General features: G+C 64.7%; 13 protein-coding genes. 5 read left to right on the top strand and 8 right to left on the bottom strand.

Annotation, left to right across the window (positions count from 1 at the left end; genetic code table 11):
- Positions 1–16 precede the first annotated feature (16 nt).
- From KVF90_RS01430 to KVF90_RS01395, 8 genes are all read right to left on the bottom strand, one after another.
- A complete protein-coding gene (locus KVF90_RS01430) occupies positions 17–1,045 on the bottom strand; it encodes a fatty acid desaturase (RefSeq protein ID WP_264393073.1) in 1,029 nt (342 codons plus the stop codon).
- Between the two features lie 268 nt (positions 1,046–1,313).
- Positions 1,314–2,369: a BLUF domain-containing protein gene (locus tag KVF90_RS01425; protein WP_264393072.1), complete on the bottom strand. Its 1,056-nt coding sequence runs from the start codon at positions 2,367–2,369 to the stop codon at positions 1,314–1,316.
- Between the two features lie 273 nt (positions 2,370–2,642).
- Positions 2,643–4,424 carry a glycogen debranching protein GlgX gene (gene glgX / locus KVF90_RS01420; RefSeq protein ID WP_264393071.1) on the bottom strand — a complete coding sequence of 594 codons (1,782 nt, stop codon included), beginning with the start codon at positions 4,422–4,424 and terminating at the stop codon, positions 2,643–2,645.
- The gene (locus tag KVF90_RS01415; protein WP_264393070.1) at positions 4,421–6,052 is read right to left on the bottom strand and encodes an alpha-D-glucose phosphate-specific phosphoglucomutase; all 1,632 of its coding nucleotides are present in this window, start codon (positions 6,050–6,052) and stop codon (positions 4,421–4,423) included. Before KVF90_RS01415 ends, glgX begins: the two co-directional genes overlap by 4 nt.
- On the bottom strand, positions 6,049–7,506 hold the full coding sequence (gene glgA, locus KVF90_RS01410) for a glycogen synthase GlgA (RefSeq protein ID WP_264393069.1): 1,458 nt from the start codon (positions 7,504–7,506) through the stop codon (positions 6,049–6,051). Before glgA ends, KVF90_RS01415 begins: the two co-directional genes overlap by 4 nt.
- A complete protein-coding gene (gene glgC, locus KVF90_RS01405) occupies positions 7,503–8,768 on the bottom strand; it encodes a glucose-1-phosphate adenylyltransferase (RefSeq protein WP_264393068.1) in 1,266 nt (421 codons plus the stop codon). Before glgC ends, glgA begins: the two co-directional genes overlap by 4 nt.
- A gap of 37 nt (positions 8,769–8,805) precedes the next feature.
- Complete coding sequence (glgB, locus tag KVF90_RS01400) at positions 8,806–10,968, bottom strand: 1,4-alpha-glucan branching protein GlgB (protein WP_264393067.1); 2,163 nt, start codon at positions 10,966–10,968, stop codon at positions 8,806–8,808.
- On the bottom strand, positions 10,965–13,379 hold the full coding sequence (locus tag KVF90_RS01395; RefSeq protein ID WP_264393066.1) for a glycogen/starch/alpha-glucan phosphorylase: 2,415 nt from the start codon (positions 13,377–13,379) through the stop codon (positions 10,965–10,967). Before KVF90_RS01395 ends, glgB begins: the two co-directional genes overlap by 4 nt.
- 229 nt (positions 13,380–13,608) lie before the next feature.
- On the opposite strand from KVF90_RS01395, the gene malQ reads away from it, so the two are divergent.
- The 5 genes from malQ to KVF90_RS01370 all read left to right on the top strand — a co-directional run bounded on the left by malQ (position 13,609) and on the right by KVF90_RS01370 (position 19,166).
- On the top strand, positions 13,609–15,603 hold the full coding sequence (gene malQ / locus KVF90_RS01390; RefSeq protein WP_264393065.1) for a 4-alpha-glucanotransferase: 1,995 nt from the start codon (positions 13,609–13,611) through the stop codon (positions 15,601–15,603).
- A gap of 333 nt (positions 15,604–15,936) precedes the next feature.
- The gene (locus KVF90_RS01385; RefSeq protein ID WP_264393064.1) at positions 15,937–16,239 is read left to right on the top strand and encodes an STAS domain-containing protein; all 303 of its coding nucleotides are present in this window, start codon (positions 15,937–15,939) and stop codon (positions 16,237–16,239) included.
- On the top strand, positions 16,236–16,601 hold the full coding sequence (locus KVF90_RS01380) for a response regulator (RefSeq protein WP_264393063.1): 366 nt from the start codon (positions 16,236–16,238) through the stop codon (positions 16,599–16,601). Before KVF90_RS01385 ends, KVF90_RS01380 begins: the two co-directional genes overlap by 4 nt.
- Entirely contained in the window at positions 16,598–18,634 is a 2,037-nt protein-coding gene (locus tag KVF90_RS01375) for a chemotaxis protein CheA (protein ID WP_264393062.1), read from the top strand. The genes KVF90_RS01380 and KVF90_RS01375 overlap by 4 nt, the downstream gene beginning before the upstream one ends.
- 4 nt (positions 18,635–18,638) lie before the next feature.
- Positions 18,639–19,166, top strand: a complete 528-nt coding sequence (locus KVF90_RS01370) for a chemotaxis protein CheW (protein ID WP_264393061.1) — start codon at positions 18,639–18,641, stop codon at positions 19,164–19,166.
- Positions 19,167–19,201 lie beyond the last annotated feature (35 nt).

The raw sequence follows: 19,201 nt of genomic DNA, 5'->3' as shown, positions 1-19,201 counted from the left end.
ACCGTACCCCGGCGCTTCAGCTCGTCGCAGCATCCCGGAACGTCACAAGCTTGCGCTTTTCCTCATCCCACAAGGTGAGCATCAGCGGACGGAGCGTCTGCGACATGGTGAAGCGGTTCAGTCCGCGCAGTTCGGGAAAGGCCTTGAGCACTTCGGGCAAGCGATAGAACGGGATCCGGCTCATCAAATGGTGCACGTGGTGGATACCGATATTCCCGGTGAACCAGCGCAGCGGCTGCGGCAGATCGAGATGGGAGCTGCCATGCAAGGCAGCCTCGTGGAACGACCAGTCTTTCCGCGAATCCCAGTGCGCGTCTTCGAACTGGTGCTGGATGTAGAACAGCCAGACGCCTGTGGACGCCGCGATCAGCAGCGCCGGAATGATGGCCAGAACGGTCGCGGTCAGCCCGAACGCCCAGACAAGACCGCCAAGGATCGCCGCAGTGACAAGGTTGGTCGCCAAAGCGCTGACCCAGTATTGCGATCCTGCCCGCATCAACCCGATCGGCAGGCGGTGGCGCAGCAGGAACAGGTAGGCGGGGCCAATCCCGAACAGCACCACCGGATGACGGTAAACACGATACCAGAACCGTTGCATCGGGCTGCGCGACTGGAACTCGCGAACCGTCAGAGTGTCGACATCGCCATATCCGCGAGCATCAAGGTTGCCGGTGTTGGCATGGTGGAGCGTGTGCGACCGGCGCCAGCAATCATAGGGCGTGAAGGTCAGGACGCCCAGCGCTCTGCCGGTCCAGTCATTGCCTGCCCGCTTGGCAAAGAACGCGCTGTGGCCACAATCGTGCTGAATGATGAAGGCTCTCAGCAGCAGCAAGCCCGCGACCGGAGAGAGCACCAGCGCGATGTAATAGCCCGCGTCGATGGCGATCAGCATCACCAGGATGGCAGCGGCAAAAGGCACCAGCGTTGCCGCCAGTTCCCAGACGCTCCGCCCGGTGCTCGGGATCGAAAAGGGCTTGAGGGCGGCCATCAGGTGGCGCGGATCCGGTGCGGCTTCTTGCGCAGCGGAATTGTGATCGAACGTCATATTCTTATTCAAGACAGCAAATTCCAGGTTCATGTGCTGGCGTCTGCGTCAGACCGCTGTCCCGTGCGGTTCACACAAACGGAGGCAATTTTCCGTTCAATTGCACAAGGAATGACAAGCATCCTGTGCTGCGCATTGGTGATCCCCGATGAGACCCGTGCGGGCCTCCGCGGCTTCATCCATGGACACCTCTTTGCACGCAAGCGTTAAATTCGTGCGTCATACGAATTGTCGGGTTCGCCTCGGTCTGGCGGACGGAGCGCTCCGCCTAGCGTCTGCGCGCGCGGCTTTGCTTGACGAGCTCAGCCATGCGGATGCTTGCGCCTGCCGCAGTCATGCGCGCGTGGTCAGCGCCGACGGACAGGGCCGTTTCCGCCGCCTCGGCGAACAGGCGCCCGCCCACCGAAATCACGGTCGGCTGATCGGGCACGGCAAGCCGGGTGTGACCGATCGTCGCGCGCAGCCTGTCGAGCGCGTGGTGACGGGGCATGGCGTCCGACAAGCCGATATCGACGGCATCGGGGTGCTGGGCGCTCAGCTGATTGGCCAGCGCTTCGTCACTGCCGGGGAACGCCATTTCTACCAGCCACCCGGCATCGGTAAACTGGTCCGCCAGTAGCGAGGTGCCCAGCATGTGCTGTTCGCCCGGCGCGGTCGCCAGCAGGATGCTGTAACGGTTGTTGCCGATGGACTGTCCGCTGGCTTCGTAGCGCACGGCATGGCCTGCCAGTTGCAGCATGCTCAGCCCGATGGTCAGATCGAGCTCGCTGCAATCATCGGCAAACCAGGCGTCACCCATTGCCCGCGCCGTCGGCTCGATCAGCAAGGTGATGATGGCGCTGCTGGTCCAGCCTTGCTCCGCCAACGATGCGATGAAGGCGTTGATGCCGATATCATCGGCATTCAGCGCCATATCGACGAGCTTGTCGATGTGGCCTGCGACAGCAACCGGTGCCGGCCGGTCGGGCATGCGCTGCGGTTGCGCCGGATCGAGCCGGCTGTGCAGCAGAAGATCCCAATCCGAAAACAGCCGCGCGGGGGCGATATGTTCGCTCAGAACCTCGATATGGTCGTGACGGCTGTCCTGCTTGATCGAGGTCCAGAGCGCGCCCAGCTTGTCTGGCGGCCCTTCAAGCGTCTGCAGGAATGAACCGGTTTCATAGAGCAGCATTCCGGTGATGCTCATGTTCCGGTTGCGCATTCGGGCCTTGCCCACCAGCGCGCGCAGATCGTGATTGCTGGGGGCGGCCGTGGCGACGCTTTTATACGTCAGACAGCCGATCCATTCGGTATCGTCTGCTTCGCTGCCGGAACTCTGCAACATCACTCATCCCCTCGTCTGCGACCGGGGATCACGAGTTGGACAGGACGAGCCAGCGCACGACCAGTAGAACCAGGCAGACGATCCCCATCCACCACCATATTATCGCTGGCGACACTGCGGCTGTAACGGCCTCGCCTGCACCCGTGACGATTGTCCTTTTCGGGGTGAGTCGGATCATCTGCCAAGCGGAGCACACCGTCAAGTGACAAGCATGCAAGCAAGATACTTGGTATCGTCAGGTACCTAACCGAAAAACCGCCATGCCTGGGCGCGTCAACCGCCCGTCGAAACCTCGCGCGTGTTGCGGCTCACCCGGAACGGGGGGCGGTCCAAGTCCGACGGAAAAACGTGACGGAACCCATCGGTCGCCTGATCCTCCCATTGCCTATCGGTCAGGGGCGTGCCGGCGAGCGATAACCACTGCCCGCCTTCCGGAAAGCGCGCAAAAGTTGCAAGCCGTTCGGCGCGCCGGGTGGCCAGCTCGGCGACATGGGCTTCGAGCGCCACGTCACGCCGTTCCCAGTCGACCGGCATGTGCTGGCAATAGGCGTTGTTGTTGCCTCCTTGAGTCCGGCCGAATTCATCCCCCGCGGTCAACATGATCGTGCCTGTCGATGCGAACAGCGTGCCGAGCAAGGCGCGCAGATCGGCCGCGCGGCGGGCAAGGATATCGGGGTGGTCGGTCGGACCCTCCACCCCGCAATTCCACGAATGGTTCTCGCCATGCCCGTCGCGATTATCCTCGCCATTGGCATGGTTGTGGCGCTGTTCGTAGGCGACCGTATCGGCGAGCGTGAAGCCATCATGCGCGGCAAGGAAATTGACGCTACGGCAGTCATCACCGAACAGGTCGGACGATCCGGCAAGGCGCATGGCCAGCTCCCCCACGGTGGCATCGCCGCGCCAGAAGCGGCGGACATCGTCGCGGTAACGGTCGTTCCATTCGAGCCAGTTCGCAGGGAAGCGTCCCAGCTGGTAGCCGCCCGGACCAATGTCCCATGGCTCGGCGATCATCACCCGGTCAGCAAGGCAAGGCTCTGCCGCAAGCTCGGCGAAGATCGGCGCCTGCGGGTCGAACCCTGGCCCGCGTGCGATGACCGGGGCGAGATCGAAGCGGAACCCGTCGATCCCGCAATGCTCCACGAAATGCATCAGGGTGTCGATCATCAGGCGGCGCACGGCAGGCTTGGCGAACTCGAGCGTGTTGCCGCAGCCCGTATCATTGATCAGCGCACCGTCAGGCGCGCGGGCATAGGCGGCCGGATCAAGCCCGCGCAGGCTGAGCGTGCCGCCGAGGACATCGCTCTCGCCCGAATGGTTGAACACCAGATCGAGGATCACGCCGATCCCCGCCGTGTGGAGCGCTGCCACTGCCGCCCGCAGTTCGGCGACCCCGCCGGGGCACAGACCGGGATCGAGCGCCATCATCGCCACGGGATTGTAACCCCAGTGGTTGGCGAGGCCGAGCGGGGGCAGGTGGCGCTCGTCGACCCACGCGACGACCGGCATCAGTTCGACCGCGCTGACGTGGAGCTTTTTCAAGTGCGCAATCACCGCCGGATGGGCGAGGGCGGCGATCGTGCCGCGCTGGCCTTCCGGCACATCGGGGTGGAGCGCGGTGAACCCCGCGACGTTCAATTCGTAGATCAGCCCGCCGCGCTGGAAGCGGGGCGGATGGCGCGGCACCTGTGGCAGCGGCCCGGGCACTATGGCGCGCGGGACGATGTCGGCAGTGTCCTCGCCAAAGGTGGCAAGGCGCGGGTGCTGGAGGAAGCGGCGGTCAAGTTCCAGCGCATAGGGATCAACCAGCAGCTTGGCCGGGTCGAACCACAGGTTGCTGGCGGGATCATAGGCTCCGTGGGCGCGGTAGCCGTAGCGGGTGCCGGTCAGATCGCCGGGCAATTCCGCCGTCCATTCTTCACCTTGCCGGGTCATGGCATGTCGGGTTTCAACCCCGCCATCGAACAGACACAGCTCGACCGCATCGGCCAGCGGCGCGCGCACGGCAAAGCGGGTCGCGCCGCCCGCCACATGCGCGCCCAACGTCTGCGTCACGTCACCACATCGGGCGCGCCCCGGCCCGTATGCATCGCGATTCCGGCGATGGCTTCAGCCGCCGCGACCAGATCGGCGAGCATCGCGGGCGTTTCCTCACCCAGCCTTCCGCCGGGCGTTTCATACCGCTCAAGATAGACCCGCAGCGTCGCGCCTTCGGTTCCCGTGCCTGAAAGCCGGAACACGATCCGCGAACCGCAGGCGAACATCACCCGCACGCCCTGATTGCGGCTTTCCGAACCATCGACCGGATCGACATAGGCGAACTGGTCGGCGGCGCTGACGGTCAGCGGGCCGAAGCTGCGCCCCGGCAGGCCCGCAAGCGCGCTTTCCAACGCTACCATCAACGCGTTTGCCTTGGCGGTATCGATCGCCTCGTAATCGTGGCGGGCATAGTAATTGCGCCCGAACCGCGCCCAGTGCTCGGTGGCGAGTCGCATCACCGGCTTGCCCGTCACGGCGAGGATGTTGAGCCACAACAGCACGGCCCACAGCCCGTCCTTCTCGCGCACATGATCGCTGCCGGTGCCGGCGCTTTCCTCGCCGCAGATCGTGGCCATTCCGGCATCGAGAAGCGTGCCGAAGAACTTCCACCCCGTCGGCGTTTCCCAGGCCGGAATACCCAGCGCCTGTGCCACCTTGTCCGCCGCCGTGCTGGTCGGCATGGATCGGGCAATGCCCTTCAGCCCGCCCGCATAGGCAGGGGCCAAATGCGCGTTCGCCGCCAGCATCGCCAGCGAATCCGAGGGGGTGATGAAGACCCCCTTGCCGATGATGAGGTTGCGGTCCCCGTCGCCGTCAGAGGCTGCACCCAGCGCGGGAGCTTCTGGCGACATCATCAGATCGTAGAGCACCCGCGCGTGGACCAGATTGGGGTCGGGGTGATGTCCGCCGAAATCTTCCAGCGGCTGGCCGTTGTGCACGGTACCGGCAGGAAAGCCGAGGCGGCGTTCCAATATCTCGGTCGCATAGGGCCCGGTCACGGCGTGCATTGCGTCGAAGGCCATCGACAGCCCATTGCGCACCGCCGCGCGGATGGCGCCGAAATCGAACAGGTCCTCCATCAGATCAGCATAGTCGGCGACGGGGTCGATCACTTCGACCACCATATCGCCGATCTGGCTGACGCCGATGCGGTCCAGATCGATCTCCGCGTCGCCCTCCACGATCAGCCAGCGGTCGATGGTCTGCGTGCGGGCATAGATCGCCTCGGTCACCGCTTCGGGTGCGGGGCCGCCATTGGCGATGTTGTACTTGATGCCGAAATCTTCCTCCGGTCCGCCGGGATTGTGGCTCGCTGAAAGGATCAGCCCGCCGCTTGCGCCATATTTGCGGATCACGTGACTGGCGGCAGGGGTGGAGAGGATGCCGCCTTGCCCCACCAGCACGCGGGCATAGCCGTTTGCTGCCGCCATGCGGGCCGCCTGGGCAATCACCGCGCGGTTGTGGAAGCGACCGTCTCCGCCGATCACCAATGTCGAGCCTGCGGGCCGCTCGGCCACGTCAAACACGCTCTGGATGAAATTCTCGGCGTAGTTCGGCTGCTGGAACACCCGCACCTTCTTGCGCAGGCCCGAAGTGCCGGGTTTCTGTCCCTCGAACGGCGTGGTGGCGACGGTCGTGATCATCCCTGTTCCTCAATCAGCTGGCGGTAGAGTGCCGCATAGGCAGCGCCGCTTGCGCCCCACGAGAAGTCCGCCTGCATCCCGTTCTTCTGGAGCCGCTTCCATGTCGCAGGTTGGGCATACAGCTCCACAGCACGGCTGATCGCCATCGCCAGCGCGTTGTGGCTGACGGCGTTCATCTGGATGCCGGTTGCCACCTCCGCAGCCAGCGCAGCCGGATTTGCGTCGATTACCGTGTCGGCGAGCCCTCCGGTGCGCGAAACGATGGGCACGCAGCCGTAAGCCAGCCCGTAAAGCTGCGTCAGGCCGCAGGGTTCGAAGCGGCTGGGGATCAGGATCGCATCGCCTCCGCCTTGCAAGCGGTGCGATGCGGCCTCGTCATAGCCCAGCCGGACCCCGACACGCCCGGGATGGCGCGCCGCGGCGGCAAGGAAGCGTTGTTCGATCTCTGCATCGCCTGCGCCGAGCAGCGCCAGCCGTCCACCGATCCCGACAAGGTGATCGAGCACCTCGGCGAGCACATCCATGCCCTTCTGCCAGGTCAGGCGGCTGACGACGACAAACAGCGGGCCATCATCACGGTCGAGGCCGAATGCCTGCTCCACCGCGCGCTTGTTCTTCGCCCGCGCCGCCAGCTTGCCGGCGGTGTAGGTGGCGGCGAGATGCGGATCGCTGGCCGGGTTCCACTCTGCCGTGTCGATGCCGTTGAGAATGCCGTGGACGCGGTTCGATCGCGCTTGCACCAGCCCTTCCAGCCCCATGCCGAACTCGATGCTGCGGACTTCGCCCGCATAGGTCGGGCTGACGGTGGTGATGGCATCGGCGAGTTGCATGCCCGCTTTCAGGAAACCCACCCCGCCGTAGCTTTCGACCCCGTCGACCGTCCAAGCGGTGGGCGGCAGGCCCAGCTGCGGGAAGACCTCGGCGGGATAGTATCCCTGAAAGGCCATGTTGTGGATGGTGATGATGCTCGGCACATCGCGCCCGCCCTCCAGCGGGGCGAGGCGCAGATAGGCGGGCACCAGGCCTGTCTGCCAGTCGTGGGCGTGGACCAGATCGAAGACGCGGCCCTTCACCGCGCCGCCCGCAATATCGGCGGCGGCGCGGGCGAAAGCGGCAAAGCGGCGCCAGTTGTCGTCCCAGTCGCGGCCCGAGCCATCGGAATATGGCCCTCCCTCGCGGGCGAACAGTGCGGGTGCATCGAGCACGAGGAGGGGGTGATCGCCGATCGTGCCCGACAGCAGTCGCGCCGGTGCGCCGAGCAGTCCGTCCCACTTGTGAATCGCCTTGCCCTTGCCCAGCTTAGCCAGCACCGCCGGATAGCCGGGGATGAAGGTGGTCACCTCCACGCCCTGCGCTGCCAGAGCCCCCGGCAGAGCGCCTGCCACATCGGCAAGCCCGCCGGTCTTGACCAGCGGCACCGCCTCCGATGCGACCGACAGGACCTTCACCGTCATAGTTTCAAGCGCGCCATCATGTCGCGGGTGACGAGCACCACGCCTTTCTCCGACACGCGGAAGCGCTGCGCATCCAGCACCGGGTCCTCGCCAATCACCATGCCTTCGGGAATGCGCACGCCGGAATCGATGATCACCTTGCTGAGCTTCGCGCCGCGACCGATGTTGCAATAGGGCAGGATCACCGCCTCGCTGACGTTCGAATAGCTGCCGATCTTGACCCCGGTGAACAGCAGGCTGCGGCGCACTTCGCTGCCCGAGATGATGCAATCCCCCGACACCAGCGATGACACCGCAAAGCCACGCCGCCCGTCCTCGTCATGGACGAACTTGGCCGGGGCCGCGACCACCGCATCGGTCCAGATCGGCCAGTCGCGGTCATAGAGGTTGAGTTTGGGCACCGTGTCCGTGAGGTCGAGATTGGCTTCGAAATAGGCATCCAGCGTGCCGACATCGCGCCAGTATTCCTCGATCTCTTCCGCTGCGCGGATGCAGCTGCTGGTGAAGCGGTGGGCGACTGCTTTGCCGTGCTTGACGATGTAAGGGATGATGTCCCCGCCGAAATCGCGGCTGGACGCCGGATCGTCGGCATCGCGCAGCAATTGTTCGAACAGGAAATCGGTGTTGAAGACGTAGATGCCCATCGAGGCGAGCGCCATGCCCTCGTCCCCCGGAATGCCCGGCGGGTCTTTGGGCTTCTCGACGAAGGCTGTGATGTTGTCGGCCCCGTCCACCTGCATCACGCCGAACCCGGTCGCTTCCATGCGCGGCACCACCAGGCAGCCAATCGTGACATCCGCGCCCGAATTGACGTGCTGTTGCAGCATCAATTCGTAGTCCATCTTGTAGATGTGGTCGCCGGCGAGGATCACCATGTATTTGGGCGCGTGGGCGGCGATGATGTCGATGTTCTGGAACACCGCGTCCGCCGTGCCTTCGTACCACTGGTTTTCCGACACACGCTGGCTGGCTGGGAGAATGTCGAAACTTTCGTTGCGTTCCGGACGCATGAAGTTCCAGCCGCGCTGCATGTGGCGGATCAGCGAGTGCGCCTTGTACTGCGTCGCCACGCCGATACGCCGGATGCCGGAGTTGATCGCGTTCGACAGCGCGAAATCGATGATGCGCGATTTGCCGCCGAAATAGACCGCAGGCTTGGCGCGGCGGTCGGTCAGTTCCATCAGCCTGCTGCCGCGTCCGCCAGCCAGCACATAGGCCATGGCATCACGTGCCAGCGGCCGCCCCGAAGTCCTCTCGATCATCCCAGTCTCTCCCCGTGGATTTGGCTTTTGCGCCTTCTTATCCTGTGAATTGCAGCATTATCGTGGCGAGCGGCGGCAGGACGATATGCGCCGCGCCGTCCTTTGCGATGACGCTGCCCAGATTACCCTGTCCGCTGCCGCCGTAGATTTGCGCGTCGCTGTTGAGCACTTCAGCCCATGTCCCATCATGCGGTAGCGGCACGCGGTATGCGGTGTGGAGCGCGGGCGTCATGTTGGCGATCACCGCGACGGGAGCCTCGCCCGGTGCCATGCGCAGCCATGCGAAGACCGAATTCTCCGCATCGTCCGCAATCAGCCAGCTGAACCCCTCGCCCTCGCAATCGCGCGCATGGAGCGCGGGGGTGCTGCGGTAAAGGCGGTTCAGGTCGCGGATCAGGTCGGCCACGCCGCGATGCGCGGGCGCGTCCATCAGCTCCCAGTCGAGCGCCCGCTCTTCGCTCCACTCGCGGCGCTGGGCGAATTCCTGCCCCATGAACAACAGCTTCTTGCCGGGATAGCCCCACATGATCGCATAGTAGGCGCGCAGATTGGCGAATTGCTGCCAGTCATCGCCGCTCATCTTGCCGAGGATCGTGCCCTTGCCGTGCACCACCTCGTCGTGGCTCAGTGGCAGGACGAAATTCTCGGAGAAGGCATAAACGAGGCCGAAGGTGATCTCGTCATGGTGGTAGCGGCGGTGGATCGGATCACGCGCCATGTATTGCAGCGTGTCGTGCATGAAGCCCATGTTCCACTTGAACCCGAAGCCGAGCGCAGTGCGCGGCCCTTCATCGAAAGCGGGCTGGGACACGCCCGGCCACGACGTCGATTCTTCGGCAATCGTCATCACGCCTGCGTGGGAGCCATACAGCGCGCGGTTGGTGGCGCGCATGAATTCGACCGCTTCCCAGTTCTCGCGCCCGCCCTCGGCATTGGGGATCCATTCGTCCGCTTTGCGGGAGTAATCCCGGTAAAGCATCGAGGCGACCGCATCCACGCGCAGCCCGTCGACATGGTACTGTTCGGCCCAGAACAGCGCATTGTTGACGAGGAAGGAGCGCACTTCCTTGCGCCCGAAATTGTAGATCGCGGTGTTCCAGTCGGGATGGAAACCGAGCCGCGGGTCTTCGTGTTCGTAGAGCGCGGTTCCGTCGAAGCGGGCGAGGCCGTGTTCGTCGACGGGGAAGTGCGCAGGCACCCAGTCGATCAACACGCCCACGCCCGCGCGGTGTGCGCCATCGACGAAGCGCGCGAAGCCCTCGACATCGCCAAACCGGGCCGAAGGGGCATAAAGCCCGGTGGTCTGGTAGCCCCAGCTCGGGTCATAGGGGTGTTCGGAGACCGGCAGGAATTCGATATGGGTGAAGCCCATTTCGGTCACGTAAGGGATCAGCCGCGCGGCCATTTCGTCCCAGCTCAGGAACCAGCCATTGTCGTCGCGCTGCCATGATCCGGGGTGGACTTCGTAAATCGCAATCGCCTCGCGGCGGGGATCGACGCTGGCCCAATGCTTGCGGTGGGCAGCGTCGCCCCATTCGCGCTTGCCGGGACGGGCCACGATCGAGGCGGTCTTGGGGCGCAGCTCGCTGGCGAAGGCGAAGGGATCGGCCTTTAGCGGCAGCACCGTGCCGTCCGCGCCGGTGATGCGGTATTTGTAGGCGGTGCCTTCCCCGATGTCGGGGACGAAGATCTCCCATACGCCAATGTCGGCCCGGCGGCGCAACATGTGCGCGGCGCCGTTCCAGCCGTTGAAATCGCCGACTAGATTCACGCTGAGGGCATTGGGTGCCCAGACCGCGAAGTGGACGCCAGCCGCGCCCTCATGCTCGATCACATGCGCGCCCAGCTTGTCGAACAGGCGGAAATGCGTGCCCTCGGCGATCAGGAAATCGTCCATGGGCCCAAGCACCGGGCCGAAGCTGTAAGGATCGGTCACCCACCATTCGGCACCGGCAGAGCGGCAGCGATAGCGGATCGGCTTGGGCTTTCCGCGCAGAATGCCTTCGAACAGCGGGCCATCCACCCGCGTCATCCGGCCCAACCGCCCACCTTTCAGCGAGAAGGCTTCGGCCTCTTCCGCGCCGTGCAGGATCGCGCGGGCAAAGGTGCCTTCCGGCCCGTCATGCGGCCCCAGCAGCGCAAACGGATCGGTATGCGTTCCGTCAATCAGCGCTGCGATGGCCTCGGGCGGTGGCTTCACAGCACGCCCCAGATCTCGCGCGCATATTCGCCGATGGTGCGGTCGGACGAGAACCAGCCGACATTGGCGATGTTCATGATCGCCGACTTGCGCCACGCCGTGCGGTCGCACCAGCGCCGGTCAACCTCGCGCTGGGCGGCGGCATAGGCATCGAAATCGGCGGCCACCATGAACCAGTCGGAGTTGTAGAGCGCGTCCATCAACCCCTTGTAACGGTCTGGTTCGTCCGGGCTGAACACGCCGCTGGCGATCGAGTGGACGGCCTGCGCCAACTCGCGCGATCCTGCGATCACTTCACGCGGAGCATAGCCATCGGCGCGCTTGGCCGCGACTTCTTCGGCGGTAAGACCGAAGATCACGATATTCTCGCGCCCGACCCGCTCCATGATCTCGATGTTGGCCCCGTCGAGCGTCCCGATGGTCAGCGCGCCGTTGAAGGCGAACTTCATGTTGCCGGTGCCCGAAGCCTCCATCCCCGCAGTGGAGATTTGCTCCGACAGGTCAGCTGCCGGGATGATCCGTTCGGCCAGACTGACGTTATAGTTCGGAACGAACACGACCTTCAGCACCTCGCCCACCGAAGGATCGCTATTGATCCGCCGGGCGATATCATTGGCGAGTTTGATGATCAGTTTGGCGTTGTGATAGGTCGGCGCCGCCTTGCCGCCGAAGATCTTCACCCGCGGCACCCAGTCGCGTTCGGGATGGCTGCGGATCTGGTCATACAGCGCCACTGTCTCGATCAGATTGAGCAGCTGGCGCTTGTATTCATGGATGCGCTTGATCTGCACATCGAAGAGCGCATCGGGATCGAGGCGGATGCCGGTCAACTCGCGCAAGGTGTTCGACAGATCGACCTTGTTGGCGCGCTTGATCTCGTCCACCCGCTCGCCAAAGGCAGCGTCGCCAGCGAATTTCGAAAGGCTGGCAAGCTGTTCGGCATCGGCCATGAAGCCATCGCCGATGCCTTCACGGATCAGCCCGGTCAGACGCGGGTTTGACTGGTGCAGCCAGCGCCGCGGGGTGACGCCGTTGGTCTTGTTGTTGATCCGCTCGGGGTAAAGCTTGTGCAGGTCGGCGAACACCGTCTGCTTCATCAGATCGGTGTGCAGCGCAGCCACGCCATTGACCGAATGCGCGCCAACGAAAGCGAGGTTCGCCATTCGCACGCGCCGCTCGCCATGTTCGTCGATCAGCGAGATCGCAGCGATGGCGGCATCATCCAGCCCCGCCTTGCGCGCCTCGCGCAGCACCGTGGCATTGATGGCATAGATGATCTGCATATGGCGCGGCAGCATCCGTTCGAAGAGCGGCAGCGGCCAGCTTTCCAGCGCTTCGGGCAGCAGGGTGTGGTTGGTATAGCCGATGGTACGCCGCGTGATGCCCCATGCCTCTTCGAAGGCGAGGTGCTGTTCATCCATCAGCAGCCGCATCAGCTCTGCCACCGCGACCGAGGGGTGGGTGTCGTTGAGCTGGATCGCCGCCTTGTCCGGCAGGGTGCGGATGTCGCCATGATACTGGATATGGCGCCGCACGATGTCCTGGATCGATGCGGAAGAGAAGAAGAACTCCTGCCGCAGCCGCAATTCCTGACCGGCGGGGGTGGAGTCAGCCGGGTAGAGCACCCGCACCAGACTATCGGCCCGCACCTGCGCGGCAAGCGCCCCGGCGTGGTCGCCCGCGTTGAAGGCGGCAAGCTGGATCGGGTCCACCGCAGTCGCGCTCCACAACCGCAGCGTGTTGACCCGCGCGCCGCGCCACCCGACGACCGGGGTATCGAAGGCCGTCGCTTCGATCTTCTCTCCCGGGTTCCAGCGGATCACTCCGCCATCGCTGGACACCTCGCCGCCGAAGCCGATGATGTAGGCACTCTCGCGCCGCTCGAACTCCCAGGGGTTGCCGTGGGCGAGCCATGTCTCGGGCAGCTCGACCTGCCAGCCTTCGTCGATGCGCTGGCGGAACATGCCGTTGATGTAGCGGATGCCGTAGCCAAAGGCAGGGATGTCGAGACTGGCGAGGCTCTCCATGAAGCACGCCGCGAGCCGCCCGAGCCCGCCATTGCCGAGCGCGGCGTCGGGTTCGAGCTCTTCGAGCCGGGCCAAGTCCAGCCCGTGCTCGCTGAGCGCCTGCTCCATCGCGCGGGTGCAGCCAAGGTTCGACAGGGCATCGCGCAGCAGCCGCCCGATCAGGAATTCAAGGCTGAGGTAATAGACCCGCTTGCCCCCCACCTCATGCGTGCGCGAGGTCGAAGCGAACCAGTTGTCGATGATGTCATCGCGCAGCGCGAGCACCGCGGCATTGTACCAGTCATGCGGCTTGGCGGCCCGTTCGGTCTTGCCGACGCGGTTCCGCAGGGCCCCGACGATGCGGGCCTCAAGATCGGTTGTCTTGCCATTCTGGCTATTCGTCACGCGGCTCACACTCCTTGTTGAAGCGCCGTCTTACAGGGGGCTGACCGGCCTTAAGTGCGGCTTGACCCCTGTTAGCTGACCCCCAGCCTCGGGTTACACACTAATCAGGTGCAACGCTGCGCAGCAATCGCAGAAGTGACCCGACAATCGTATTCAGCGCCGGAAAAGGCATCGATGGCTTGCCAGATGGCGCAGGTGGCCCGATGCGAGGGCGCTCAAGGAGGCGGCGATGGACCAACTGCACGTGCTGGCACAGGCCTGCGACCTTGCGCGCGAATGGACCGATGTCGAAGGTCGTTGCCAGCAGGTGAGCGATGCCGCGCTGGTCGCGGTGCTGCAAGCGCTCGGCCACGATGCCGGGAGCGAGCTCCAGATTGCACGCAGCCTCGCAGAGATCACGGCCCGGCGCGAGCGGCTTGCCGCGATGCTGGTCGCCGATGCGGGGGGCAGTACCGACCTGCCGTTTCCCGCCCACAGCGCCGAAGCGACAGGGGAGGACGGCATCACCCGCCCGCTGGCCATCGAAGGCCGCCGCCTGATCGTCCCCGCAGAGCCGGGCTATTACGATCTCGTCATTGATCGCCAGACAGTCAGGCTCGCCGTCGCACCCCTGAAATGCCCGCTACCCGCTTCTGAAAGGCGGCGCCCTTGGGGCGTGTCGGTGCAGATCCCGGCTTTGCGGGGCGAGCGGCCTTCGCCTTTCGGCACCTTCGGCGAATTGGCCGAGGCAGCGCGGCACTTCGGCCATGCGGGAACCGATGCGCTTGCGATCAACCCGGTGTATGCGCTGTTTCCCGGGCATGGGGAGGGCTACAGCCCCTATTCCCCCTCCAGCCGCCTGTTTCTCAACGGCGCGCTGGGCGATCCGGCGCTGGTGGGCTTGCCGCCGCTAACCGAAGGCGGCGAGGCCGGGGAGTTTATTGACTGGGCAAGCGCGCTGCCGCGCCGCCTTGCAGCCTTGCGTGCGGTGTTTGCCGCCCTCGATCCGCAACGCCGCGCTGCCGTTGCCGCAGCCAGCCCGGCGGACAACGCGATGCTCCATCGCCACGCCCTGTTCGATGCGCTCGATTGCCACTTCCGGCCGCACGGCGCGCATGGCTGGCGCGATTGGCCTGCTGCCTTCCACGATCCCATGGGGCAAGCGGCAGCCCGTTTCGCCGCCGAGAATCCGGACGAAATCGCCTTCCACCTCTTCGTGCAATGGCTCGCGCGCAAAGGGCTCGCTGCTGCCCAGTCAGCGGCCAAAGACGCGGGCATGGCTATCGGCTTGATCGGCGATCTGGCCGTGGGGGTCGATCCTGCGGGCAGTGATGCCTGGTCGCTGCGCCATGCCATGCTGGACGGCCTTACCATTGGTGCGCCGCCCGATCCGCTGGGGCCACAAGGACAGAACTGGTCGATCACCGGCTTCTCGCCCGATGGTCTGCGGGAATCCGGGTACGCACCGTGGATTGCAATGATCCGCGCCAGCCTTGGCGCGGGCGGGGGCCTGCGGATTGATCACGCGTTCGGCCTCGCGCGGCTGTGGGTGATCCCCGAGGGCGGGCGCACGCAGGACGGGGCTTACCTTTCCTATCCCTTCGAAGACCTGATCCGCCTCGCCACACTGGAGGCGCACCGGGCGGGGGCGCTTGTCATTGCCGAGGATCTCGGCACCGCGCCGCATGGCTTTACGCACGCCGTGACCCAGCGGCAGATGCTGGGGATGCGGGTTCTGTGGTTTGAACGCGCCGCCGATCACGGCTTCATCGGCGCGCAGGATTACGAACCGCTCAGCGCGGCCATGAGCGGGACGCATGACACCGTAACCGTCGCCGGCTGGTGGCGGGGCCGCGATCTCGACTGGGCGGAGCGGCTTGATCGCTTGCCCCAAGGTGTCGACCGCGCAGAGGCCGAGGCGATACGCGAATGGGACCGCGGCTTGTTGTGGTCGACCTTGGACCACGCAAGCCCGCGCCCTGCGCCCGATGATCCCGCACCCGTTGTCGATGCGGCGATTACTCACATCGCGCGCGCGCCATCCTGCCTTGCGCTGGTTTCGCTCGAGGACATGCTTGGCATCGACGAGCAACCGAACCTTCCGGGCACCGTCGACACCCATCCCAACTGGCGGCGCCGCCTCGCGGCTCCGATCGCGGGTCTGTTCGAAGACGAAGACTTGCAGCGGCGATGTGCGATACTCGGGCAGACAAGGCGCCAGAATGCTTCTGAAGAGTATCGCTGACAATTCTGAATGGTTGGTCTTGAAAACCCGATGAAGGACGCTCCCGCTCCTCGTACCGAGGCGATGAGACCGCATCGCTATGCACGCGCCGATAAGCTTAGAGCCGAGGGCTCAGTCATGCCTTTTGGGCGGGGATCGGTCCGCTCGCACAAGCTGTCGTGCAGTGCATTCGGGCGCACTCCGGGGCTTGGAGACACTGCGTAAGCTAGATGCGCCGAACGTCCCTATTTTCACGCTAATGAATGTCAGCGTGGTCTCCGCTAGCCGCTCTGGCACGATAAGTCATATCTCCGATTGTAGACCACTCCCCGACGCCGAGATCGGGAAAGACAGATGGCTTTGGCAATCAGCAATACCGCCAACATACGAGTGATCGAAAACCTACGCACCGCGATGCTGGAGGAATTCCAGATCCATGAGGATCTCGAACTCGACATATCGCAGCTGGCAGATGCGGACGTAAGTTTCCTCCAGCTCGTGGTTGCGGCACGCAAGCTGGCTGTTGCCGAGGGCAAGCGGTTCCGGCTCGTGGCCCCAGCCGGTCCTGTCTTCGTTTCCCTGCTCGAGCGCGCCGGGTTTCTGGCCAAGGGGAACGCTGACGCCTCCCATTTCTGGCTTGAGGGAGGCGTCCAGTGACATCCATCCTCACGGTCGATGATTCCGCCAGCATTCGGATGGCCATCCGGATCGCCCTGTCTGGCGCCGGCCATGACGTGGCCGAAGCCGCCGATGGCGCCGAGGGCCTCGCCAAGGCGCGCGATGCCAAGTTCAATCTGATCATCACCGATCTCAACATGCCCAATATGAACGGGCTCGAGATGATCCGCGAGATCCGCAAGTTGCCGATCCAGGCGGGAACGCCGATCATCTTCCTGACCACCGAATCCGATGATGCCATGAAGCAGGAAGCCAAGTCCGCCGGCGCGACCGGCTGGCTGGTGAAGCCCTTCGTGGCAGACCACCTGCTGAAGGTTACCCGCAAGGTTCTGGGATCATGAGCGCGCACGATCCGGTCGAGTCCTTCCGGATCGAGGCCGGAGAGCTGCTCGACATGACCGAGCAGGCGCTGCTCGATCTGACGCATCGGCTCGATAGCCGCGATCTGATCGACACGGTCTTTCGTGGCATGCACACGCTGAAGGGCTCGGGCGCGATGTTCGGCTTCGACGCGCTGGCGGCGTTCACCCACCACTGCGAGAGCGCCTTCGACAGGGTCCGCAAGGGTCAGGTCCCGGCAACGGAAGAGCTTGTCGCGGTGACGCTTTCCGCGATGGATCACATGCGGGCGCTGGTCGATTGCGCGGGCGACGATCACAGCGCCGAGAGCGCAATCATCCTTGAACGCTTGCAGGCCGCCATCGGCACAGACGCCGACGCCGTGCAGGAGGCCTCGGCAGGACCTTCTTCACAGGCGAGCGGAAGCGACCCAGGCGAGGAAACGACCCCCGGTGCGCCGTGGCATATCCACTTCCGGCTTCCGGTCGAGGCGATGGCCAACGGCACCAATCCGCTCATCCTTCTCGACGAGTTGCGCGATCTCGGGGCCACCCGGGTGGCGGCGATCACCGGTGCTGTCCCAGCCCTCGACGCGCTCGATCCAATGCAGTGCCATATCGCCTGGGACGTCGACCTGCCCGCCACGGTCACGCGTGAGGCCATCGAAGACGTCTTCATCTTCGTCATGGACGACATGGAACTGGTCATCGAACGTGCGGCACAAGCGGCCCCAGCGGACAGCGACGAGGCTGCATTGCCGATCACCGTGGATCCCGACACCGCTCTTCCCCCGCAAGTTTCGCAAGGCTCGGCCGAACCCGAAAGGAACCGCCCGGCCAAACCGGCAGGTGAAAGCGTGCGCGTTCCTGCGGAACGGCTCGACGTGTTGATGGACCGTGTCGGGGAACTCGTCATCGTCCAAAGCCGCCTTGCGCAGCTCGCCTGCGGCGGGGTTTCCGGAGCAGCGGGCGAACTCGCGCTGCGCTCGATCTCGGAAGAAGTCGAACGCCTCGCGAACGAACTGCGCGACACCATGATGGTGCTCCGCATGGTGCCGATCGCCACGCTGTTCGGGCGGTTCCGCCGCCTCGTCCACGATCTTGCGCGCGAAACCGGCAAGACCATCGACTTGGTGACAGACGGCGAGAGCACCGAAATCGACAAGACTGTCTCCGAAAGGCTCGCCGACCCGATCGTGCACCTGATCCGCAACGCCTGCGACCACGGCCTCGAAACCGAGGAGGAGCGCCTTGCATCGGGGAAGTCGGCCGCGGGACAGATCCGCCTCTCCGCGCGGCAGACCGGGGGCGAGGTCCTCATCACGATCGAAGATAACGGACGCGGCATAAGCCGGGACCGCGTGCGCGCCAAGGCCGAAGCCACCGGGCTGATCCAGCCGGGCCAGCTGATGCCGGATAGCGAGCTGCTCCAGCTGATCTTCGAGCCGGGCTTCTCGACAGCCGCGCAGGTCACCAACCTGTCCGGCCGCGGTGTCGGCATGGATGTCGTGAAGCGCACCATCGAAGGCCTGCGCGGACAAATCGAGATGACCAGCGAACCCGGCAAGGGTTCGACCATCACCCTGCGCATACCGCTCACGCTCGCCATCATCGACGGCCTGCTGGTTCGCGTTGGCGGCGGCAATTACGTCATCCCGCTGTCGGCGGTCGAGGAATGCCTCGAACTTAGCCTTGAAGAGGACATCCGTTCGCGCGGGCGGAGCATGATCCAGCTGCGCGAGAGGCTCGTGCCGTTCCTGAGGCTGCGCGAGCTGTTCGACACCGGCACGCGGCCCGACGCGTTTCAGAAAATCGTCGTCATCGCCACCGGCGGCGAACGGGTTGGCTTGGTGGTGGATCAGATCATCGGCAGCCACCAGACGGTGATCAAATCCATGTCGAGCCTCCACCGCTCGATACCGAGCTTTTCGGGCGCAACCATCCTGGGTGACGGCGGCGTGGCGCTGATCCTCGATGTCGTCCAGCTGGTTGCGCTGGGCCAAAACCGGGAGGAGCGGCTTCGTGCCGCCGGGTAACGCCATGCAGAATAGCAACACAACCGAGTGGGACGAAAACGGCCAGCTCGAAGTCCTTACCTTCGACATCGGCGAGGAACGGCTCGCGATCGAGGCCATAAACATCCGCGAGATCCTCGATCTGCTGCCCGAGACACGTGTGCCGGGCGCGCCCGAAATCGTCTCGAGCGTCGTCAATTTTCGCGGCAAGATCATCCCGATTGCCGACCTCAGAGTCATCTTCGGCATCAGTTATGGCACGGCGGAGGAATCCGGATCCGATGCCGAGGGCACCTGTGCGGCCAACGCCGCCGTGGACCATCGCATTGTCGTCATCGAAACCGAACTCGACAGTGAGCTGATCCAGATCGGCTTGCGTGCCGACAAGGTCCACGAAGTCGCCACGCTCGACAAGCGCGACAGCAGTGAACCGCCGGTTCTGGGGATGCGCTGGAAGCGCGAATTCGTACGCGAACTCGTGCGGCAGCCCGAAAGCGTGATCGTGCTTCCCGACCTCCAGGAGATCTTCCGATCACTGGCCGGCGCCGCATGACGCCCGCCCCGTCTTCCATGCTCAATCTGAAGGGA

This window comes from Porphyrobacter sp. ULC335 (genome assembly GCF_025917005.1).
Classification (GTDB): domain Bacteria; phylum Pseudomonadota; class Alphaproteobacteria; order Sphingomonadales; family Sphingomonadaceae; genus Erythrobacter.
This window is presented reverse-complemented; position numbering and strand designations above follow the sequence as displayed.